General features: G+C 61.2%; 22 protein-coding genes. 17 read left to right on the plus strand and 5 right to left on the minus strand.

Annotated elements, in window-relative coordinates; all coding sequences use genetic code 11:
• Positions 1-44 precede the first annotated feature (44 nt).
• Positions 45-1,088: a biotin synthase BioB gene (gene bioB, locus AC13EY_RS08185; protein ID WP_228246680.1), complete on the minus strand. Its 1,044-nt coding sequence runs from the start codon at positions 1,086-1,088 to the stop codon at positions 45-47.
• Between the two features lie 205 nt (positions 1,089-1,293).
• On the opposite strand from bioB, the gene AC13EY_RS08190 reads away from it, so the two are divergent.
• From AC13EY_RS08190 to yaaA, 9 genes are all read left to right on the plus strand, one after another.
• Positions 1,294-1,896 carry a ComF family protein gene (locus AC13EY_RS08190; protein ID WP_228246679.1) on the plus strand — a complete coding sequence of 201 codons (603 nt, stop codon included), beginning with the start codon at positions 1,294-1,296 and terminating at the stop codon, positions 1,894-1,896.
• Positions 1,897-1,980: 84 nt separating this feature from the next.
• Positions 1,981-2,958 (plus strand): serine/threonine protein kinase, encoded by a 978-nt coding sequence (locus AC13EY_RS08195; RefSeq protein ID WP_228246678.1) that lies wholly within the window; start codon positions 1,981-1,983, stop codon positions 2,956-2,958.
• Between the two features lie 87 nt (positions 2,959-3,045).
• Positions 3,046-4,848 (plus strand): acyl-CoA dehydrogenase, encoded by a 1,803-nt coding sequence (locus AC13EY_RS08200; RefSeq protein WP_228246677.1) that lies wholly within the window; start codon positions 3,046-3,048, stop codon positions 4,846-4,848.
• A 164-nt stretch (positions 4,849-5,012) separates the two neighbouring features.
• Complete coding sequence (gene mscK / locus AC13EY_RS08205) at positions 5,013-8,426, plus strand: mechanosensitive channel MscK (protein WP_228246676.1); 3,414 nt, start codon at positions 5,013-5,015, stop codon at positions 8,424-8,426.
• An 82-nt stretch (positions 8,427-8,508) separates the two neighbouring features.
• Positions 8,509-9,075, plus strand: a complete 567-nt coding sequence (gene efpL, locus AC13EY_RS08210) for an elongation factor P-like protein EfpL (RefSeq protein ID WP_088273218.1) — start codon at positions 8,509-8,511, stop codon at positions 9,073-9,075.
• A 111-nt stretch (positions 9,076-9,186) separates the two neighbouring features.
• The gene (locus tag AC13EY_RS08215) at positions 9,187-9,843 is read left to right on the plus strand and encodes an alpha/beta hydrolase (RefSeq protein WP_228246675.1); all 657 of its coding nucleotides are present in this window, start codon (positions 9,187-9,189) and stop codon (positions 9,841-9,843) included.
• A 120-nt stretch (positions 9,844-9,963) separates the two neighbouring features.
• A complete protein-coding gene (rhlB, locus tag AC13EY_RS08220) occupies positions 9,964-11,496 on the plus strand; it encodes an ATP-dependent RNA helicase RhlB (RefSeq protein WP_228246674.1) in 1,533 nt (510 codons plus the stop codon).
• Positions 11,497-11,890: 394 nt separating this feature from the next.
• Positions 11,891-13,273, plus strand: a complete 1,383-nt coding sequence (locus AC13EY_RS08225; protein ID WP_088273215.1) for a PhoH family protein — start codon at positions 11,891-11,893, stop codon at positions 13,271-13,273.
• Between the two features lie 282 nt (positions 13,274-13,555).
• Positions 13,556-14,332 (plus strand): peroxide stress protein YaaA, encoded by a 777-nt coding sequence (gene yaaA, locus AC13EY_RS08230; RefSeq protein WP_228246673.1) that lies wholly within the window; start codon positions 13,556-13,558, stop codon positions 14,330-14,332.
• 16 nt (positions 14,333-14,348) lie between these two features.
• Here yaaA and AC13EY_RS08235 read toward each other — a convergent pair whose 3' ends face one another.
• The gene (locus AC13EY_RS08235; protein ID WP_228246672.1) at positions 14,349-15,251 is read right to left on the minus strand and encodes an alpha/beta fold hydrolase; all 903 of its coding nucleotides are present in this window, start codon (positions 15,249-15,251) and stop codon (positions 14,349-14,351) included.
• 3 nt (positions 15,252-15,254) lie between these two features.
• Entirely contained in the window at positions 15,255-16,028 is a 774-nt protein-coding gene (locus AC13EY_RS08240; RefSeq protein ID WP_228246671.1) for a class II aldolase/adducin family protein, read from the minus strand.
• A 165-nt stretch (positions 16,029-16,193) separates the two neighbouring features.
• On the opposite strand from AC13EY_RS08240, the gene AC13EY_RS08245 reads away from it, so the two are divergent.
• A complete protein-coding gene (locus AC13EY_RS08245; RefSeq protein ID WP_088273211.1) occupies positions 16,194-16,910 on the plus strand; it encodes a Crp/Fnr family transcriptional regulator in 717 nt (238 codons plus the stop codon).
• 3 nt (positions 16,911-16,913) lie between these two features.
• On the opposite strand, the gene AC13EY_RS08250 is transcribed toward AC13EY_RS08245, so the two are convergent.
• Positions 16,914-17,366, minus strand: coding sequence for a flavodoxin domain-containing protein (locus AC13EY_RS08250; protein ID WP_228246670.1), 453 nt, complete (start codon positions 17,364-17,366; stop codon positions 16,914-16,916).
• A 142-nt stretch (positions 17,367-17,508) separates the two neighbouring features.
• Here AC13EY_RS08250 and AC13EY_RS08255 point away from each other — a divergent pair, with 142 nt between their 5' ends.
• Positions 17,509-17,940 carry a PAS domain-containing protein gene (locus AC13EY_RS08255; RefSeq protein WP_228246669.1) on the plus strand — a complete coding sequence of 144 codons (432 nt, stop codon included), beginning with the start codon at positions 17,509-17,511 and terminating at the stop codon, positions 17,938-17,940.
• A gap of 5 nt (positions 17,941-17,945) precedes the next feature.
• Here AC13EY_RS08255 and AC13EY_RS08260 read toward each other — a convergent pair whose 3' ends face one another.
• Entirely contained in the window at positions 17,946-18,863 is a 918-nt protein-coding gene (locus AC13EY_RS08260) for a MerR family transcriptional regulator (RefSeq protein WP_228246668.1), read from the minus strand.
• Positions 18,864-19,061: 198 nt separating this feature from the next.
• On the opposite strand from AC13EY_RS08260, the gene folM reads away from it, so the two are divergent.
• From folM to AC13EY_RS08290, 6 genes are all read left to right on the plus strand, one after another.
• Entirely contained in the window at positions 19,062-19,775 is a 714-nt protein-coding gene (gene folM, locus AC13EY_RS08265) for a dihydromonapterin reductase (RefSeq protein ID WP_228246667.1), read from the plus strand.
• Positions 19,776-19,792: 17 nt separating this feature from the next.
• The gene (gene folE, locus AC13EY_RS08270; RefSeq protein ID WP_088273206.1) at positions 19,793-20,356 is read left to right on the plus strand and encodes a GTP cyclohydrolase I FolE; all 564 of its coding nucleotides are present in this window, start codon (positions 19,793-19,795) and stop codon (positions 20,354-20,356) included.
• 2 nt (positions 20,357-20,358) lie between these two features.
• The gene (folX, locus tag AC13EY_RS08275; protein ID WP_088273205.1) at positions 20,359-20,733 is read left to right on the plus strand and encodes a dihydroneopterin triphosphate 2'-epimerase; all 375 of its coding nucleotides are present in this window, start codon (positions 20,359-20,361) and stop codon (positions 20,731-20,733) included.
• A gap of 103 nt (positions 20,734-20,836) precedes the next feature.
• Complete coding sequence (locus AC13EY_RS08280) at positions 20,837-21,139, plus strand: DUF1244 domain-containing protein (RefSeq protein ID WP_104739040.1); 303 nt, start codon at positions 20,837-20,839, stop codon at positions 21,137-21,139.
• Entirely contained in the window at positions 21,136-21,477 is a 342-nt protein-coding gene (locus AC13EY_RS08285) for a HopJ type III effector protein (RefSeq protein ID WP_228246666.1), read from the plus strand. Before AC13EY_RS08280 ends, AC13EY_RS08285 begins: the two co-directional genes overlap by 4 nt.
• Positions 21,478-21,480: 3 nt before the next feature.
• Positions 21,481-21,975 carry an RDD family protein gene (locus tag AC13EY_RS08290; RefSeq protein WP_228246665.1) on the plus strand — a complete coding sequence of 165 codons (495 nt, stop codon included), beginning with the start codon at positions 21,481-21,483 and terminating at the stop codon, positions 21,973-21,975.
• Positions 21,976-22,030: the final 55 nt, after the last annotated feature.

Consider the following 22,030-nt stretch of genomic DNA (forward strand, 5'->3'; position numbering starts at 1 on the left):
GCGCTCGCTTGAGGCTTGCAGCTTATGGCTTGAGGCTGCCGTCGTCAGACGGCCGAATAAAACAGCTTGCTGTCCCGCTGTTCGATCAGCGCCTGCTCAATCGCCGCCTGATGCACCTCGTCCGCGTGCTCCTGGCGCTCTTCCGGCTTGATGCCGAGGCGGGCGAACAGCTGCATGTCCTTATCCGCCTGCGGGTTGCCGGTGGTCAGGAGCTTCTCTCCATAAAAGATGGAATTGGCGCCGGCGAAGAAGGCCAGCGACTGCATCTGCTCGTTCATCTGCTCGCGGCCGGCAGACAAGCGCACGTGAGATTTGGGCATCATGATGCGGGCAACGGCCAGCATGCGGATGAAGTCGAAGGGGTCAACATCCTTCTCGTCCGCCAGCGGGGTACCCTGCACCTTGACCAGCATATTGATCGGCACGCTCTCCGGGTGCTCCGGCAGGTTGGCCAGCTGAATCAGCAGACCGGCGCGATCCTGAAGCGACTCGCCCATGCCGAGAATCCCGCCAGAGCAGATTTTCATACCCGCGTCACGCACATGCGACAGGGTTTCCAGCCGATCGGCGTAGGTCCGGGTGGTGATGATGTTGCCGTAGAACTCGGGCGAGGTGTCGAGGTTGTGGTTGTAGTAATCCAGCCCGGCTTCGGCCAACGCCTGGGTTTGCTCCTTGCTCAGCTTGCCCAGGGTCATGCAGGTTTCCATGCCCAGCGCCTTGACGCCCTCGACCATCTTCAGCACATAGGGCATGTCCTTGGCAGACGGATGTTTCCAGGCCGCGCCCATGCAGAAGCGGGTGGAGCCAATGGCCTTGGCATCGGCCGCCGCCTTGAGCACCTTCTCGACCTCCATGAGCTTTTCCTTGTCCAGACCGGTGTTGTAATGACCGGACTGCGGACAGTACTTGCAGTCTTCCGGGCACGCACCGGTCTTGATCGACAGCAGCGTGGAGACCTGCACCCGGTTCGGGTCGAAGTGCATGCGATGCACCGTCTGTGCTTGAAACAGCAGATCATTGAACGGCTGATTGAATAGCTCCAGCACTTCTGCCAGAGTCCAGTCGTGGCGGGTCACGGATGCAGTCATGGGGTCTTGTCCCTTCGAATTGGCAGGGGAACCGGGCGGGTTCCAAGTCTGCCGAGCATCATAACGACGGCACGGAGGCTGTCAACCTTTGAAAAAACAACAGGTTTACATCTGGATAAAAAACAATCTATTCGCACAATGCATACTCTGCCTTGGCAGCAACCCGCATCCGGACACGCAACTGTGCGGAGGCTGCGAGGCTGACTTGCCCTGGCAACAGGCCTGCTGCCAACGCTGTGCCCTGCCCTTGCCGCACCCGGCGCAGCAATGCGGGCGCTGCCTGAATGCACCCCCGCCATTCAGTCACGCGCTGGCACCGCTGATCTACCGCTTCCCGGTTGACAGCCTGATTCCCGCGTTCAAGTACCATGGCCAGACCAGCATTGGCCGCCTGCTCGGGCAGCTACTTGCCGAAGCGGCGGCGGATTGGCTGCAGCAAGACATTGCCCCCTGCCCCGACCTGCTGCTGCCAGTGCCCATGCACCGCAAGCGGCAGGCTCAGCGTGGCTACAATCAGGCCTGCGAGCTGGCGCGCGATATTGCCAGACGCACCCAACTCCGTTGTCGACCCGAACTGCTGGAACGCACCCGCTCAACCCTGCCGCAGCAGGGCCTGGATGCCAAAGCACGACGCCAGAACCTGCGCGGTGCGTTCAGCTGCCCAAGGCCTGAACACCTGCAGGGAAAGCACCTGGCGCTGATCGATGACGTCATGACCACCGGCGTGACGCTGAGTGAGGCCAGCCAAACCCTGCTCAAGGCCGGCGCCGCATCGGTTCAGGTCTGGTGCGTCGCCCGTACCCCCTGAAACCCGTCTGTAACGAGCGATTCCACGGTCAACACCTGTTACCCTGTGCGGTCACAATCACGTGTTTGCTCCGAGTCGACCACCATGTCCAGCCATCCCTTTTCTACCCTCACCCCTGACACCGTGCTGGACGCGGTCGAATCGCTTGGCTATCTCTCTGATGCGCGCATCCTGACCCTGAACAGTTACGAAAACAGGGTATTTCAGGTCGGCATAGAAGGCGCCGCACCGCTGATCGCCAAGTTCTATCGACCGGACCGCTGGAGCGATGAGGCGATTCTCGAGGAGCATACCTTCAGCCTTGAACTGGCTGAACGCGAGATCCCGGTGATTGCCCCGGAGCAGATCGACGGCCGCACGCTGTTCGAGCATGCAGGGTTTCGCTTCAGCCTGTTCCGCCGGTTTGGTGGCCACGCCCCCGAGTTCGACGATCCCGACCATCTGCTGATGCTCGGTCGCCTGATCGGCCGCCTGCATGCGGTCGGTTCGATGCGCCCCTTCGAGCACCGGCCGACCCTCGACTGGCAAAGCTTCGGCGGGGACAGTCTGGATTACCTGCGCAGCGCCAATGTGGTGCCTGCAAGCCTGCAACCCGCCTACTTCTCGGTCGCCGAAGACCTGCTGCAGGTGGTAAAACAGCAACTCCAGGCGCATCCGGCCAAGCAGATTCGCCTGCATGGCGATCTGCACGTCGGCAACCTGCTGTGGCGCGACGACAGCCTGTATATGGTCGATCTGGATGACTGCCGCATGGGTCCGGCGATGCAGGATCTGTGGATGGTGCTGTCGGGTGAGCGCGATCAGCGTCAGGCGCAACTATCCGAGCTGATTGAAGGCTACAACGAATTCCACGATTTCAATCCGTCCGAACTGGCCCTGATTGAGCCACTGCGCAGCCTGCGGCTGGTGCACTACAGTGCCTGGCTGGCACGCCGCTGGGAAGACCCGGCCTTTCCCAGGCACTTCCCCTGGTTCGCCCAGGAACGTTACTGGGCCGACCAGATCCTGACCCTGCGCGAGCAGCGCGCCACGTTGGACGAGCCTGCGCTTCGTCTGTTCTGATTTGCGGATATAAAAGCCATCAATGGCCATTCCCTGGCCGGAAGTGACTCAATACACTGCCCCGCGATTCCTATAGAGGTGAGAACCATGTCCGAACTGCTGATTGACCAACGCAACCTGGCGTTTGAACTCTATGAAGTGCTGGACGCCGAAGCGCTGACCAAGCGCCCGCGCTTTGCCGATCACAACCGCGAGACCTTCGACGCGGCCATCGGTACTGCCCGCACCATCGCGGAAAAGCTGTTCGCACCACACAACCGCAAGAGCGACGAGAACGAGCCCAAGTACGTCAACGGTGCGGCCGAGCTGATCCCGGAAGTCAAACCGGCGGTCGACGCCTTCCTCGAGGCGGGCTTTCTGAACGCCACCCGCACCTTTGAACAAGGCGGCATGCAGATGCCGAACCTGCTGTCGCAGGCCTGCTTTGCCCATTTCCAGTCGGCCAACGCAGGGACCTCGTCCTACGCGATGCTGACCATGGGCGCGGCCAACCTGATCGAGAGCTTCGGCACCGAGGAACAGAAACAGCGCTACCTGCAGCCAATGATCGAAGGCCGCTTCTTCGGCACCATGGCGCTGACCGAGCCACACGCCGGCTCCTCGCTGTCCGACATCCGCACCAAGGCCGAGCCGGCCGCTGACGGCAGCTATCGACTCAAGGGCAACAAGATCTTTATTTCCGGTGGCGATCACCCGCTGTCCGAGAACATCGTCCACATGGTTCTGGCCAAGCTGCCCGACGCACCGCCCGGCGTAAAAGGCATCTCGCTGTTCATCGTACCCAAGTTCCTGGTCAACGAAGACGGCACCCTCGGCGAGCGCAACGACGTGACCCTGGCGGGCCTGTTCCACAAGATGGGCTGGCGCGGCACGACCTCAACCGCACTGAACTTCGGTGACAAGGATAATTGCGTCGGCTATCTGGTCGGCAAGCCGCATCACGGCCTGTCCTACATGTTTCAGATGATGAACGAGGCGCGCATCGGCGTTGGCATGGGCGCGGTGATGCTCGGTTACGCTGGCTACCTGTACTCGCTCAACTATGCTCGCGAGCGCCCGCAGGGCCGCCTGCCCGACGGCAAGAACCCGAATGCACCGCAGGTCTCGATCATCGAGCACGCCGACGTCAAGCGCATGCTGCTGGCCCAGAAAGCCTATGTTGAAGGTGCCTTTGACCTGGGTCTGTACGCTGCCCGCGTATTCGACGATACCGAAACCCTGGAAACCGAGGAACAGCGCAAGAACGCGCTGGAACTGCTGGACCTGCTGACGCCGATCGTCAAGGCCTGGCCCTCCGACTACTGCCTCAAGGCCAACGAACTGGCGATCCAGATTCTTGGTGGTCACGGCTATACCCGCGAGTACCCGGTCGAGCAGTACTATCGCGATAACCGCCTGAACCCGATCCACGAGGGCACCAACGGTATCCAGTCGCTCGACCTGCTGGCTCGCAAGGTGACCATGAACGGCGGCGCCGCGCTCAAGCAGCTGTCCGGCCTGATTCAGAGCTGCTGCAAGCGCGCTGCCGAATACAGCGAACTGAACGAGCTGCGCGAGCCGCTGGAAAAACTGCACGCCCACATCGGCAGCGTCACCATGGCACTGCTCGGTGACATGGGTCAGGGCAAGGTCAACGAGGCGCTGGCCAACTCGGCACTGTACCTCAAGGCGTTCGGTCACATGGTGATCGGCTGGCGCTGGCTGGAACAGGCAGTCAAGGCTCAACAGGGACTGGCTGCCGGTAACGCGGCAGATACCGCGTTCTATCAGGGCAAGCTGCAGGCCGCCCGCTACTTCCTGCGCTGGGAAGTGCCGTCCTGCCACCACGACCTGAACGTGTTGGAAAACCGCGACCTGACCTGCTACGACATGCAGGACGCCTGGTTCTGATCGACCTGTGACCTCCCTGCCGCTTGCGGCATCCCAGCAGGCCACCTTCGGGTGGCCTGCTGCGTTTTAACCCTTTGGGGAACCCGCAACTACCCAGGTGGTCAGCTTCCCAATCGGCAGCAGGAGGGCTAACCTTGCGCACAGACTCATTCAGGAACAACACCATGCCGCTACGCGCGATAGTGCTGCTGGGCTGCCTGCTGCTCAGCCCGCTGGGATGGGCTCAGGACACTCAGCTAACCGCCGATCTGGATCAACGGATTGAAAGCCTCACGGCGGAGATCGAAAGCACCAGCAACAGTAATCTGCCGGAAGCAGAAAAGCGTGAGCTGACAGATCTGCAGCAGAGCACCCAGGGGTTTCTGAGGCAGACGCGCCAGACCCTGGAGGAACAAAAGGCCCTGCAGGAGCAGATCGCCGACGCCCCGCGCCAGACCCAGAGTGTCCGTGCCGAGCACAATCGTCTGGCCAGGAACGACGACAGCCTGCAACGTGCGGTACTGGAGCGTCAGGCGCTGGATCAGTTGGAAACCCTGCTCAGCGACAAGGTCAATCAGATGTTCACCTGGCAGAACGAGCTGACCGGCGTCAATGGCCAGCTGATTGCCGCCCAGACCCGGCCGGAACGTACCCAGGCCAGCGTGTCCGACAACCAGCGCCGCAGCCAGCAACTGAATGAACAGCTGCGCACCCAGCAACGTCTGGCACCGACCACGCTCACGCGCGCGCGCATCGCCTTGTTGCAGGCAGAACTGGAGTACCTGAATGCAGACAGTGAGCTGCTGCGTCAGCGACTGGCTGGCAACAACGTGCTGCAGGATCTGGCCACCCAGCAAAAAAACCTGCTGACCCTGCAGATACGCGAAATTGAAGACGACATCTCGCTGCTGCAGACCGTCATCAATGACAAGCGCCAGTCGGTGTCGGAAAAGGCCGTCAGCGATGCCACCCTGCCGGAGGAGGCCAGCCAGAACGAGGTGCTGCAGGGCCAGAGCAGCATCAACCGGCAGTTGAGCGAGGAGTTGCTGAACGCAACCAGGCAGCTCGGTGTACTGACCCGCCAGAACATTGAAACCAAGCAGCAGACCGAGCACCTGAGTCAGATCGATAAGGCCCTGGAGCAACAGATCGAAGTGCTTGAGGGCAGCCTGCTGCTGTCGCGCATTCTGCACAAGCAGAAGAACGAGCTGCCCCGGGTAGAAATTGATACCGATCTGCCGGATCAGATCGCCGACCTGCGTCTGCGCCAGTTCGAGCTCAACCAGCAGGCACAAAGCCTCGCCAGCCCGGACACCTACCTCAACGACCTGCTGCTCAAGATCCCAGCTCGTCAACGCGACACACTGCGCCCGGAGCTGGAAAAGATGGTCAACGCCCGGGTCACGCTGGTCGAGCAGCTAAACGGCAATATCAACAGCCTGATCAATCTGGCTATCACCCTGCAGATCAACCAGCGGCAGCTGCAGCAGCTCAGCAGCGATCTCAAGCGCACCATCGACGACCAGCTGTTCTGGGTGGCCAGCAGCCGCCCCATTGAACGCAGTTGGCTGACCAGCCTGCCAGGCGAAGTAGCCCACCAGATCGACAGCATGAATCTGCCCCGCCAGTGGGAAAACCTGCTGGACGCTGCCAAACGCCATCTGCTCTGGTGCCTGGGTACCCTGCTTTTACTGGCCCTGTACATCTGGCGCAAGCCACGACTGCGCAGCAGCCTCGACACCCTGCATGACGAGGTCGGGCATTTCCGCCGCGACAGCCAGTGGCATACGCCCCGTGCGCTACTGCTGACAGCACTGCTGGTCAGTCCGATGCCAGCGCTGCTGGCCGGCGCAGGTCTGCTGCTGCGTCTGGACAGCGAGCAAAGTGCGCCGGTGCTGGGCACCGGCATGCTCAAGCTGGCGCTGGCCTGGTTTGTCCTGCACATGCTGTACCGGGTGTTCGACCCCCACGGCATTGCCACCCGTCATTTCCACTGGGACGACGATCTGGTTCATCGTCTGCGCAAACTGGTGCGCAACGTCGCCTGGATTCTGGTACCGCTGGTGCTGATGCTTGGCCTGCATGGGTCCATGCCCGACTACACCGGCACCGATCCGATCGGGCGCACCGGCATGCTGATCGGCATGATCGCGCTGTCATTGCTGCTCGGCCGCTTCATGCTCCGCAGCCAGCCCCTCTACAGCTCCCGGGTGGTCCATTTTGTCGCCGCCAGCCTGCTGATCCTCGCACCGCTGGCGCTGGCAGGCATGACCGCCATGGGTTACCACTACACGGCGGTCAAGCTGGCCGAGCGTTTCATCGACAGCCTGTATCTGATCGTGCTCTGGATGCTGGTCGAGGGTACCGTGGTGCGCAACCTTAACGTTGCCGGGCGCAGACTGGCCTATCAGCGCGCCATCAGCAAACGGCAGGCGGCCCAGGCACGCGAAGGGCAAAGCGACACCGAGACCGCGGTCGACATCCCGGAAATGAATCTGCAGCAGATCAATCAGCAGTCGTTACGACTGGCCAAACTGACCCTGTTGCTGACGTTTGCCCTCGCGCTGTACTTCACCTGGGCTGACCTGATCAGCGCCACCTCGTATCTGGAGTCCGTGACCCTGTGGCACTACGAGGGCACCGGCCTGAATGCCGGCGAAGCGGTGCCGATCAGCGTTGGCGATATCCTCGGCGCACTGGTCACCATCATTCTGACCATTACCCTGGCGCGCAACCTGCCCGGCCTGCTGGAAATCCTTGTGCTCTCGCGACTGGAGCTGCGCCAGGGCAGCAGTTATGCCATTACCACCCTGCTCAGCTACATCATCGTCGGTTTCGGTCTGGTGTCCTCGTTATCAACGCTCGGAGTCAGCTGGGACAAGCTGCAATGGCTGGTTGCCGCCCTCGGTGTGGGTCTGGGCTTTGGTCTGCAGGAAATCTTCGCCAACTTCATCTCCGGCCTGATCATCCTGTTCGAGCGTCCGGTGCGCATTGGTGACGTGGTCACCATCGGCCCGCTGTCAGGCACCATCAACCGAATCCGCATTCGCGCAACCACCATTACCGATTTCGACCGCAAGGAAATCATTGTTCCAAACAAGAACTTCGTCACCGAGCAGATTATCAACTGGTCGCTGCAGGACACTATTACCCGGGTGATCATCAAGGTCGGTGTGGCCTACGGTTCAGACGTCCAACTGGTACGCGAGCTGCTGATGCAGATCGCCCAGTCCAACAGCCGCGTGTTGAAGGATCCCGAACCGCTGGTGCTGTTCCTCAACTTTGGCGAAAGCACGCTGGACCACGAACTGCGAGTACATGTGAAGGAGCTGGCCGATCGCAATATGGCGATTGACGAGATCAACCGCGAAATCGACCGTCGTTTCAAGGAGCACGGTATCGAAATCGCCTTCCGCCAGCTCGACGTCAATCTGCGCAGCAGCGCGGGCCTTGAGAAGCTGGTGCACAGCTATCGTATCGAAGGCGATTCGGCCTCCGGTTCCAGGCCGTCGCCAGCAGCCGGCACCAGCAGAGACCCGATCACACCGGCCGATCAGAGCGGGACAGGCAATACCCCCGACGCACCGACAGACCGCTGATCACGGCCCCCGCAGCCGCTTGCCGAGGTGCAGCGGCTGCGGGCAGAATAGCGCCTCGTTTTCATCCCCTGAGTGCGCCGCCATGCCCAAAGCTGCCGAACTGAAAAAAGGCCATATCGTCCAGATCAACAACCAGCCGTACATCGTCAGCCAGATCGAGGTAAAAAGCCCGTCTTCGCGCAGCGGCACGACGCTCTACAAGGTGCGCTTCAACCACGTCCAGACCAAGCAGAAGCTCGATCAGAGTTTTACCGGCGACGACGTCCTGACCTTTATCGACTTCCAGAAGCGCCCGGTTCAGTTCCTCTACCTGGACGCGGACGGCTACACCTTCATGGATAACGAAGACTTCGCCCAGTTCACCCTGACCGCCGACCAGCTGGAAGATCAGCTGCCTTACCTGCATGACGGCATCGAAGGCCTGTATGGCCTGCTGGTTGAGGGCAACCTGGTGGGTATCGAGCTGCCCGCGGTAGTGGAGATGGCCATCGAGGAAACGCCGCCGGCCATCAAGGGCTCATCAGCCAGCGCACGCACCAAGACCGCGCGCTTTGCCACCGGTCTGGAAATCCAGATCCCCGAGTATCTGGAAACCGGCGAAGTGCTGCGTATCAACACCGAATCCGGCAAGTTCATGTCCCGCGCCTGAGCAGCCTGCCCGCCTGCAGCCTGCCAGCCGGTGGGCTGCACTCACACTTGGTATTGGCTCTGCAGCACAGTATAAAGGGCGTCCGAATTTCCATTCCTGCAAGGAGCCCGCATGTCACCGCACATCATCGAACCCGCCACGCCCGCCACCCGCAGCGTCATCTGGCTGCACGGTCTGGGCGCCGACTGCTACGATTTCGTGCCGGTAGTCGAGGCCCTGCAACTGCCCGCCGATCATGCCATCCGCTTCATTTTTCCACAGGCACCTACCCGGCCGGTCACCATCAACGGCGGCTTCCCGATGCCCTGCTGGTACGACATCCTCGGCATGTCACCAGCCCGGGCAATCAACCAGAGTCATCTGGATGAAGCCGTTGCCCTGGTACGTCAGCTGATCGACGAACAATGCGCACAGGGCATTGCGCTGGAAAACATCATTCTCGCCGGGTTCTCCCAGGGCGGCGCGGTTGTGCTCTGCACCGCTGTCAGCAGCGAGCTGCCGCTTGGCGGTGTGATGGCGCTGTCCACCTACGGGCCGGGACTGGACCTGCTGCTCGAGCAACACCCGGCCCGCCAACCGCTGGAGCTGTTCTGCGCACACGGCCGTTTTGATGACGTGCTGCCATTGGCGATGGGCCGCGAAGCCCATGATCTGATGCAGGCCGCCGGCCACCACACCCGCTGGTACGAATACCCGATGGCGCACGAGGTCTGCATGGACGAAATCGCCGACATCCGTCGCTGGCTGGCAGAACGCTTCGGGCTTTGAGCCGGTCAGGGGCCATGCAGGCCACCGCACCTGTTCAAAAAACAACCGCAAGGCTTCGCGAACGCGCGGCCTTGCTTTACACTGCCTGACGTTCAATTTCCACGCAGTCGAGAAAAACCTTTGCTCAAAGCACTGAAAAAGCTGATTAGCAAGCCAGAAGAGCCGGCGCCGAAAGCGGCCGACACCACACCCCGTCAGGCAGCAGAGCCCACTCCCGCGCCCCTGCAGAACGATAGCGCAAACCGCGAACGCAAGCCGCGCAACCGTGATCGCAAGCGCCTGGCCAAACCACCTGCGACCCCGGTCAAGCCCTGGAGCATCAATGACTTTCAGGTTCCACCGGCCGAAGGTAAAACCCGCTTCCACGACTTCCCGCTGCCTGACAGCCTGATGCACGCCATTCAGGACCAGGGGTTCAGCTACTGCACCCCGATTCAGGCCGCCGTACTGGGCAGCACCCTGCGCGGCCACGACGCGATCGGCCGGGCCCAGACCGGCACTGGCAAAACCGCTGCCTTCCTGGTCTCCACCATCACCCAACTACTGGAAACACCGCCGCCGGACGAGCGCTTTATGGGCGAGCCACGGGCGCTGATCATCGCACCGACCCGCGAACTGGTCATGCAGATTGCCAGCGACGCCGAGGGCCTGACCAAGCACTGCCCGCTGAACGTGATGACTTTCGTCGGTGGCATGGACTTCGACAAGCAGCTCAAGCAGCTGGAACTGCGCTATTGCGACATCCTGGTCGCCACACCTGGCCGGCTGCTCGACTTCTGCAATCGCGGCGAGGTGCACCTGGATCTGATCGAAGTGCTGATCCTCGACGAAGCCGATCGCATGCTCGACATGGGCTTTATCCCGCAGGTACGCCAGATCATCCGCCAGACACCGCGCAAGGGCGACCGCCAGACCCTGCTGTTCTCGGCCACCTTCAGCGACGACGTGATGAACCTCGCCCGTCAGTGGACGCACGAACCGGCCGTCGTCGAGATCGAGCCCGAGCGTCCGGCCTCAGAGAACGTGACCCAAAAAGTCTATGCTGTCAGCGGCCGCGACAAGTACAAGGTACTCTACAACCTGATCACCCAGCTGGATCTGGACCGGGTCATGGTGTTTGCCAACCGCAAGGATGAAGTGCGCCGGGTGCAGGAGCGCCTGATGCGCGACGGCATCAACGCCGCCCAGCTGTCCGGCGATGTGCCGCAGCAAAAGCGTGTGCGCACCCTGGAGAACTTCAAGACCGGCAAGTTGCGGGTGCTGGTCGCTACCGATGTGGCTGGCCGCGGCATTCACATCGATGGCATCAGCCACGTGGTGAACTACACCCTGCCGGAAGACCCGGAAGACTACGTCCACCGCATCGGCCGCACCGGCCGCGCTGGCGCCAAGGGCACTTCCATCAGTCTGGCAGGTGAAGACGACGCCTTCCAGGTGCCGCCGATCGAAGAGCTGCTGGGTAACAAGCTGGAGTGTGTGCCGCCGGAAGAGCACCTGCTCAAGCCGGTGCCCAAGCGCGAGCAGAGCGCTGAAGAAAAAGCCGCTACTGACGCCAATGAAGCCGAGCAGGCTGAAGCCGCTGCGGCAGCCCGCCGTCGCTCGGCTGGCAGCAACAGCCGCCGCGGTGGCGGTCGTCCACAGGGTCGCCACTGACCCAGCCGTAGGGACACAGCATGCCGTGTCCGCGTGCCCCCTTTGCGGACGCGACATGTCGCGTCCCTAGGCATAGCATCGGTACTACCCGCAGCCATAAAACCTGACCATTCAGGCAAAAAAAACGGCCACTTTTCAGTGGCCGGGCCAATGACTATATCCCGCCTTTTTGCCCTCTGCCCAGCCCCTTTGATCAATTTTCGAGTTTTTTTGCCTTAAGCATTTTCCGCGCTTGTGAAGGTCATTCTGTTTACGCTATACCTCGATCAACCGGTCCACGCCGTCGTGGTGATCCCTTGATACCCGAGTGCTGTGCGAGCCGGCCCAGTGGACTGCCAGGCGCAGCCAATGCTGCCTGATACAGTCGCGTCACCGGCACTGCGAGGTACAGCATATGGAAGCGTGCGGACCGACCGAGCACACCTTCTACGTTCTTGATACCAACGTACTCATTCACGATCCCAACGCACTGCTCAACTTCGAAGAACACCACGTCATCATCCCGATGACCGTTCTGGAAGAACTCGACAAACTCAAATCCGGCAAATCCAGCACCGCAGCAGACTGTCGCCAGGCCATCAGGCTGATCGACAAAACCCTGGGAGACGCACCACCCGATCAGGTAGAACAGGGCGTCGCCATTGAGCGTGGCAAACTCGGCCCTAACGGCACCCTTGCCATCCTCATGGACAAGGCCCCGATTCCCGCCCACTGCCTGCCCAACGACCTTAACGACAACAAGATCATCAACCAGCTCTGTCAGCTGCAAAGTCAGCATCCCGATGACCGCATCGTGCTGGTGTCCAAGGACATCAACATGCGTCTGAAGGCGCGCGCCTGCGGCATTGACGCGGAGGACTACCACACTGACCAGTTGCTCGATGACATCGCCCTGCTGGCCCGCGGTTACCATGAAATCGAAGGCTCGTTCTGGGAGCGGGTGGCCAAGGTTGAAACCAGGCAGCTGACCGGGCAGACCGTGCATCAGGTTCAGCTCACCGACAACCTGCCGGCGCTGCACATCAACGACTTCATCATCGACGATCAGGGCTTTATCGGCTGGGTCAAGGGTATCGACGGCAGCAACCTGACCATCCGCGACCTGCACCAGGAACCCATGCTGCATCAGGAGTGCTGGGGGCTGCGCCCGCGGGACATCTTCCAGGCGCTGGCCATGTATGCACTGATGGACCCGGACATTCACCTGGTCAACCTGACCGGTGCCGCCGGCTCCGGAAAGACCATTCTCGCGCTGGCCGCCGCCATCGAGCAGACCATGGTCACCAAGACCTACCGCCGCATCATCGCCACCCGCAGCACCCAGGGTCTGGACGAAGATATCGGCTTTTTGCCCGGCACCGAAAAAGAGAAGATGGAACCCTGGCTCGGCGCCATCACCGACAACCTTGAAGCCCTGCACATGGATGACGAGAGCACCCACGGCAGCGTGGAATACATCCTCGACCGCGTGCCACTGCAGTTCAAATCCCTGAACTACATCCGCGGCCGCAGTTTCCAGCAAAGCTTCATCCTGATCGACGAAAGCCAGAACCTGACTCCGCACCAGATCAAGACCATCATCACCCGCGCCGGCAACGGCTCAAAGGTGATCTGCCTTGGCAACCTGGCGCAGATCGATACCCCTTACCTCAACGCCACCAGCTCAGGCCTCACCTATCTGACCGAATGCTTCAAAGACTTCCCCCACGGTGTACACATCCACCTGCAGGGCGTACCGCGCTCCGCACTGGCCGAGTACGCAGAAACGCACCTCTGACCGGCCTTTGGCCGGTAGCTGCAAGCCATAAGCTTCAAGCTGCAAGCTGCAAGAAAAACCCGCGTGGTGTCAGATCACGCGGGGTTTTCATAAGTCGAGAATCCTCAACGTATCCGATGGCTCACCCCGGTTTCGCTTCTCGCTTCTCGCTTCTCGCTTGTAGCTTGCAGCTGCGAAGCCGCAAAGCGGCGAAGCCCAATAGCCCCTATCTATCCAACCCATTACCCATCGCGGCGCAGGTTTGCGGCATAATCCACGGCTAAAGCTGACAGGAGTACGCCCATGCTGATGGTGATTTCCCCCGCCAAGACCCTTGATTACGACACGCCCCCGGTGATCGAACAGAGCACCCAGCCGCGCTTTGTCGAGCACAGCGTCGAGCTGATCGACGTGCTGCGTGAAAAGTCGCCGCAGGATATCGCCAAGCTGATGTCCCTGTCGGACAAGCTGGCCAGCCTCAACGTTGCCCGCTACGGCAGCTGGGAGCGCGAGAGCACGCCAAACAACGCCAAGCAGGCGTTGCTGGCGTTCAAGGGCGATGTCTACACAGGACTCAACGCGGAAGATTTCTCGGCCGACGATTTTGCCTTCGCCCAGCAGCACCTGCGTATGCTGTCCGGCCTCTATGGCCTGTTGCGCCCGCTCGACCTGATGCAGCCCTACCGCCTGGAAATGGGCACCAAGCTGGCCAACGCGCGAGGCAAGGATCTGTACGCCTTCTGGGGCGAGCGCATCAGCCAGTGGCTGAACGAGGATCTGGCCGCGCAGGGCGATCAGGTACTGCTCAACCTGGCCTCGCAGGAGTACTTCGGCGCGGTCAAACCCAAAGCCCTGAACGCGCGCATCATCGATACGGTGTTCAAGGACCAGAAAAACGGTCAGTACAAGATCATCAGCTTCTACGCCAAGAAGGCCCGCGGCCTGATGGCCCGCTATGTCATCAAGGAACGGCTGCAGGATCCTGAAGGCCTGAAGGATTTCAATCTGGACGGCTACCGTTTCGACCCTGCTTCCAGCAGCGAAAACCAGCTGGTGTTCCTGCGCGACGAGCAGGCCTGAATACAACGACCCCGGCTCAGGCCGGGGTCGTTGCCTGGGCAGTCACATCCACACGCTGATCGCGAAACGCCAGATAGTGCTGCAAAACCTGCTCCGGCGCCTCGACCTGCGGGTAGTGGCCGATGTGCGGCAGCAACACGGTGTCCGGGTTCGGAATCAGCTGCCGATAGCGTTCCACCATGTGCGCGCCCGATACCGGATCAACCGCACCGTCAATCACCCGCAGTGGCACCCGGGTCCGCTGCATGGCAGCAAGCCAGCGGTCGCGATTGCCCCGCCGCTCGGCGATATAGCGAATCAGCAGATGCATGACGCGAGGGCCGCGATTGAACTCGATCATGCGCCAGAAGGCATCCAGCTCGCGGTCATCCGGCTGGGTTTGCGGCCCAAACACCTTGCCGAAGGTGCGTGCCATCCGCTCCCGGCTGTAGAGACGCCCGATCAAGGAACCGATCGGACTCATCAACAGCTGCTGCAACAACACAGGGTGATGGGTCTCGGGAAATAACCCACCGTTGAGAAAACACAGCGAACGTAAAAAACCCGCCCCCTGCTCGTGCCGCGCCAGCAACTCCTGGGCGACACTGTCACCATAATCGTGCGCCAGCACGTGGTACTCGGCGATGTCGAGCGACCCCATCAGCGCCTGCTGCAGGTCGGCCTGGTCCAGCAAACTGTAGGGGTAATGTTGCGGTTTGTCGGAAAAGGCAAAGCCAATCATGTCCAGCGCGATCACCCGATAGCGTTCGGCAAGCGCCTGCCAGAGGTAATGCCAGTCCCAGGAGCCGGAGGGGAATCCATGGATCAGCAGGAGCGGCTCACCCGCCCCTGCTTCCCACCAGCGAATCTGGTGCCCGCGATAACGGAACACCTTCCCCTGAGCGACCCAGTCGTCCAGGGCAATGCCGGTGACAGACACGGCTCAGGCATCGTAGCCCGGGTTGACACGGTCCAGCTTGCGCAGCAGCGCCGGCCATGCGATGCCCGCACCCGCGCCGTTGGTGACCTTCTTCATGGAGGCCACGGCACCGTCCAGAATCGACTGTGGAATCGGAATCAGCTCGGCATTCTGCGCCTGGGCGCGCACCTGGATTTCACAGCAGCGCTGCAGGGTATACATGGTCAGGAAGGCATCGGCGACCGACTTGCCGCAGGTCAGCAGACCATGATTGCGCAGCACCAGATTGTTGGCGCGACCCAGGTGAGCCTGCAGGCGCGGCTTTTCTTCATCGTTCAGGGCCACCCCTTCGTAGTCGTGGTAGGCCAGGCTGCTCAGCACAAAGATCGACTGCTGGGAGATCGGCAGAATACCGTCCTTCTGGGCGGATACGGCAATACCGGCAGCGGTATGCGTATGCATCACGCAGTTGGCATCGTGACGGACCTCGTGAATGGCGCTGTGGATGGTAAAGCCGGCCGGGTTGACGTTGTAGGGCGACTCTTCGATCTTGTTGCCCTGCAGGTCGATCTTGACCAGATTCGACGCGGTAACCTCTTCAAACATCAGGCCGTAGGGGTTGATCAGGAAATGCTCAGTGCCCGGAATCTTGGCAGAGATATGGGTGAAGACCAGATCATCCCAGCCGAACATGGCAATCAGGCGATACGCCGCGGCCAACTCGACACGGACCTGCCACTCTTCGGCGCTGACCTTGTTCTTCAGGCTGATATCGGACAGAGCATGCACTGCATTCATGGGGAGTAATCCTCTATTGTTGGAATAATGTAATCGGGCCCGTACAGGCGGCTGACGCTACAGGACATCCCCAGCGCTCGTGCGGCATACTGTGGGACGTTCAGTATCAGTGGAGTCTAGACGGTGACGGCAAAGCGGACTGTCAAACACATTACAGTGTCCGAGATGGGCAACAACCCGCAGCTGGCCAAGCTGTTGCAGCAGAATCGCTGGTTTGGAGAATTGCCCCAGGACGTCCTGGACGAGCTGTTGGCGCTGGCACGCATACGCACCCTGCAGGATGGCGAGTTTGTCTACGCCAAGGACGACCAGCCCGATGGGCTTTACGGCGTGATCAGCGGCAGCACCCGAATCAGCAATATCGGCCAGGACGGCCGTGAGGCAATTCTGGCCATTCTCAGCCCCGGCAGCTGGTTCGGAGAAATCTCGCTGTTCGATGGCCTGCCGCGCTCACATGATACCGTCGCCATCGGCCCGACCGAGCTGCTGATGATTCCCCGCCCGGCTTTTCATCAAATGCTGGAGCGGCGGCCGGAACTGTATCCGATGTTCATGCGCATTCTCTGCCGGCGCATCCGCATTTCCTTTGCCATGCTTGAGGATAGCGCCCTGCTGCCCCTGTCCTCACGGCTGGCCAAGCGCCTGCTGATGCACGCGCACAACTATGGACAGACTGACGACGAAGGGCGGCGCCCCTGTGTGCAGCTGTCACAGGAGTCGCTCGGCCAGATGCTCAACAGCTCACGCCAGAGCATCAATAAGCTGCTCAAGCGACTGGAAAGCCTTGGCTGGCTGAAGATTCAGTACGGTCAGATCATTCTGCTGGACGAGGACGCACTGACGCAGCTGGCCAGCGGCGCTCCGCTGCCCAGTGAGGACTGACGCTCAGCCACGCAACAACGCGGCAAACTCCTGCAGCCAGGGCTCGGCGTCGGTTTCCGGGGTCACGGTTTCGCTGGCATCCAGCTGCAACATCGCCAGCGCCTCGCTGGCCTGCAGCTCCAGCAGCAGCTCGCGGAACTGCTCACCAGCCATACAGAAGGTATCGCCATAAGCCGAATCACCGAGCGCAATCACGCCAAACGGCTTGCCGGTCAGCAGCGGGAAGCGGTCACGCATTTCATGAAACAGCGGCACCAGGGCGTCAGGCAGCTCACCCATTCCCGTGGTTGAGGTGCATACCAGCAGTGCATCCGGGGCCAGCGCCTGCAGGGCGCCCAATGTCAGCGGCTGCAGGCGAGTGACTTGCACACCGGCATTGCCCAGCAGAGTCTGCGCTTCGTCCGCTACCAGGTTCGCGGTCCCGAATACCGAACCGCTGATGATCACCAGATGCATGAATCCCAATCCCCCAACCATTATTTCGATGCCGCATTATGCCCGAAACGGGCAACCAGCGTCGTGGCAGCCTTATGCTGCCGCTGGACAGCCCCGGACCTTGCTATAGAATGGGCCAACACGCAACCCGGACGGATACCGCATGATCAACGCGAAGCTACTGCAGCTCGTCGTCAACGCCTCCAACGACGGCATCGTCGTTGCCGAGAAGGAAGGAGACGACAACATCCTTATCTACGTGAATCCGGCCTTTGAGGCGCTCACCGGCTACAGTGCCGACGAGATCCTCTACCAGGACTGCCGGTTTCTGCAGGGTGATGATCGCGATCAGGAGGCTCTGCAGCAGATGCGCGACGCCATCAGCGCGGGGCGTCCGTGCCGGGTGACATTGCGCAACTACCGTAAGGACGGAAGCCTGTTCTGGAATGAACTGTCCGTGACCCCCGTGCTCAATGACGCCGATCAGTTGACCTACTTCATCGGCATCCAGAAGGACGTGACGGCAAGGGTAGAAGCGGAGCGCCGGGTCAAGGAGCTGGAACAGGAACTTGACGCCCTGCGCGCGGCAACCTGAGCCGGTCAGCTGTCAAAGTGTCCCGACAGCAGCAGCTGCAGACGGCTAACCAACTCCCGATCCATCCCTCCCAGACTGTGCATACCGGCTGCGGCGAACGCCTCGGCCTGCAGCGCGCAACACCCACCCGCCAGCGCCATCTCGCACTCCAGATGCTGATTCAGCAATAACAGCTGACGCTGCAGCAATGCAGAGTCCAGCGGGGCCTCGCTGAACAGCACCAGGAGCCTGCAACCCGCACGCTCTGTTGCCTGCAACAGACTGGCGGTGTCCGGCAGCGTCGGGAGAAAACCCAGATTTACCTGTGCCTCGACAAGCAGAGCGGCCATCGCCAGGGCCTCCATTTCGACCTCGGCACCCTGCAGGTTGACCAGCAGCACCAGCGACCGCCCCGGCTCCCGATAGGCGCACCTCTGCAACAGCCGCCCACGCAACAACCCGTCAAGCAGCACTGCCTCGGCACTGCCCCGGCGCTGTCGCTGCTGCAGCGGCAACAGCACACCGTTGAGCGCTGACGCCATCGGCATGGCGGCCAGCAGCTGCTCATAGCGGCGTTCGAGCAGGGTCAGATCGAAAGCCTGCAGCGTCTCCTCAAGGCGTTCCTGCCACTGCTCCAGCGCTGTCGATACCGACGGCGTCACCTCCGGGCCTGGCGCATCCGCTTCCCCGCGGTCAATGATCGAGCCGACCTTGCTGACCGCAACGCCCTTGGCTATCCAATTGGTGATAGCGCGGACACGCTCAATGTCTCTTTGCGAGTAAAGCCGATGGCCGCTGTCGGTACGGTGCGGCACCAGCAGCCCGTAGCGGCGCTCCCAGGCTCGCAGCGTGATAGGATTGACACCCGTCAGCCGCGCAACTTCACGGATCGGGTAGAGGGTTTCGAGGGCCATTGGCTGTTCGCCGTCAGCTGCTTCATTCATCGCGTCATGTCCATGGGAGATCGCCATCGCGATCCGAGGGTCTGGTAGGACAACTTGTACCAGTATTGTACACGAACAGCCACCAGGTACCGAATTGTTACATCAAGTTGTACGACCAACGCACAAGAGCGTGCTAAGATCCCCTCCTCGAATCGAACCAGATGCGCCTTACTCACTGCGCACCGAGGATCCTAACCCATGCAGAGCCGTTTGCCGAACACACCGCAGGCGCCCGATACCATCCTGATCACCGGTGGCGCCCGGCGAATTGGTCTGCATTGTGCCGAACGCTTTGTCGCCGACGGCTACCGGGTCATCATTACCTGTCGCCAGCCGCGCTCGGCTTTGCCCGAAGCCCTTGAGGTGATGCTGGCAGACTTTTCGACGGCCGACGGCATACAGCGCTTCATCGACGAGCTGCAGGATCGCGCCCCGCGACTGCGCGCCATCATCCACAACGCGTCGTTGTGGATGGACGACAGCGAGGGTGCCAGCGCCCTGCAGCAGATGTTCATGGTGCACATGCAGGCGCCCTACCTGATCAACCAGCAATGCCGCAATCTGTTTGTACCCGGCGCAGCCGCTGACATCATCCATCTTGGTGATGATGTTACCCGCAAGGGCAGCGCACGCCATATCGGGTATTGCGCCACCAAGACCGGCCTGGAGGGGCTGACCCGCTCCTTTGCCGCCAGCCTGGCCCCTGCAGTCAAGGTCAACGCCATTACCCCGGCGCTGATCATGTTCAACCCCGAGGACGATGCCGACTACCGCGCGCGCGCGCTGAACAAATCGGCATTGGGCATCGAGCCCGGACCGGATGTCGTCTACCAGTCCATCCGCTTTCTGATGGATAACCCCTATATCACCGGAAGCTGCCTGCCACTGAACGGCGGCCGGCATCTCAAGTAAGCCGAAGAGACCACGACATGAGCCTGGAAAAACTGACGAAAAACTACCTCGACGTCCTCACCAACCTGGGAGAGCAGCCGGAGCGTGATGGCCTCAAGGGCACACCGGAGCGCGCCGCCAAGGCCATGCAGTTTCTCTGCCACGGCTATAACCAGTCGCTGGACGAGATCGTCAACGGCGCACTGTTCGACTCCGACAACGACGAGATGGTGATCGTCAAGGACATCGAGCTGTACTCGCTGTGCGAGCACCATATGCTGCCGTTCATCGGCAAGGCCCATGTTGCCTACATCCCGACCGGCAAGGTAATCGGTCTGTCCAAGGTCGCGCGCATCGTCGACATGTTCGCCCGTCGTCTGCAGATTCAGGAAAACCTGACTCGCCAGATCGCCGAGGCTGTTCAACAGGTCACCAATGCCAAGGGCGTTGCGGTGGTGATCGAGGCCAAGCACATGTGCATGATGATGCGCGGCGTCGAGAAGCAGAACTCGTCGATGCACAGCTCGGTGATGCTGGGCGCCTTCCGGGAGTCGGTCAATACCCGCCAGGAATTTCTGCAACTGATCAGCCGGAGCAACTGACCATGAGCCAGCTCGCGCCGGGCATGGCCCGTATCCGCATCAAGGATCTGCGCCTGCGCACCTATATCGGCATCAAGGAAGAGGAAATCCTCAATCAGCAGGATATCCTCATCAACGCCACCATCCTCTATCCGGCCGCCAATGCGGTCAGCGTCAATCAGATCGAGCAGGCGCTGAATTATCGCACCATCACCAAGGCGATGATTCGGCATGTCGAAGACAATCGCTTTGCGCTGCTTGAACGCCTGACCCAGGAACTGCTCGACATCGTCATGCAGCACGAGCAGGTGCGTTACGCCGAGGTTGAAGTAGACAAGCCACATGCGCTGCGTTTTGCCGAGTCGGTTTCCATCACCCTCAGCGCCGCGCGCGACTGAGGCTGATTGACAATACCCGGCTGGCAATTATCCTTGCGCTCAGAGTCGGCGTGCCATTAAGGCGCGCCATCTTCCGCCATCGCTGCATGAAGGAACCCCGACCATGACCAAGCAGGAGCGTCTCGAACTGGAAGCCGCTGCCTTCCGCAACCTCGTCAGCCATCTGCGCAACCGCAAGGACGTGCAGAATATCGACCTGATGACCCTCGCCGGTTTCTGCCGCAACTGCCTGTCCAAATGGTACAAGGCGGCCGCCGACGACATGGATATCGAACTTAGCATGGATGAGGCGCGCGAAGCCGTCTATGGCATGCCCTATGCCGAGTGGAAGGCCAAGTATCAGACCGAAGCCTCCCCGGAACAGAAAGCCGCCTTTGACAAGGCGCAGAAACAGGACAAAGCATGACCCCCGAGCAGTTTATCGCCCGCCTGGGCACGCCTGAACACCAGTTCGCCGAGACTCTGGCCTTTATCGATGCCCACTACGAGCATCAACCGACCGCGTTCGATAACGGCCCGGTGCACAACAGCGCAGAGCAGAATCAGGGCTCCTGCAAAGTGCTGGCAATGGCGCTTGACCGTGGGTTGAGTGATGAGCAGGCACTGCATTGCTTTGCCGAGCATTACCGTTCGGTACTGCAGACACCGGACGGCAGTGATCACGCCAACATCCGCGCCCTGCAGCGAGGCGGCCTCGCCGCCGTGCGCTTCGACGGTACGCCACTGACCCGCCGGCAGAGCTGAGCTATGGCCGTCAAACAGCTGCAGCCGGTCGGCGACTTCCCGCCGACCGGCATTTTCCGCCGACTGTTCGCCGCAGGCTACGACCTGTTGCTGCTGCTGGCAGCCTTGATGGTCGCCACACTGGTCTATCTCAGTGCCCACATCTGGATCAGCGGCGAAGCAGCCGCCCACGCCGAAGCCGAACAGGGCGCCTACGTCGGCGATCCTGTTCTTACCTTGATCGTGATTGTCATCACCATCGGCTTTTACAGCTGGTTCTGGACCAAGAAGGGCCAGTCGCTCGGCATGCAGGCCTGGCGTATTCGCCTGCAGCAGCCCGACGGCAGGTCCATCACCGGGCGTCAGGCCCTGATTCGTCTCGCCGTAGCCCAGCTGTCATGGCTCTGCGGCGGGCTCGGATTTCTCTGGCAATTGTGGGACGGCGAGTCGCGCAGCTGGCATGACATCGCCTCAGGAACCCGACTGGTTACCCTGCCCAAGGGCACCTTCAAGGACTGATTCGTCAGTCCTTGCAGCAGCTACACCAAGCCGATCCCGCCGCTAACTCAGCCGC

Source organism: Halopseudomonas sp. L-58 (assembly GCF_056859475.1).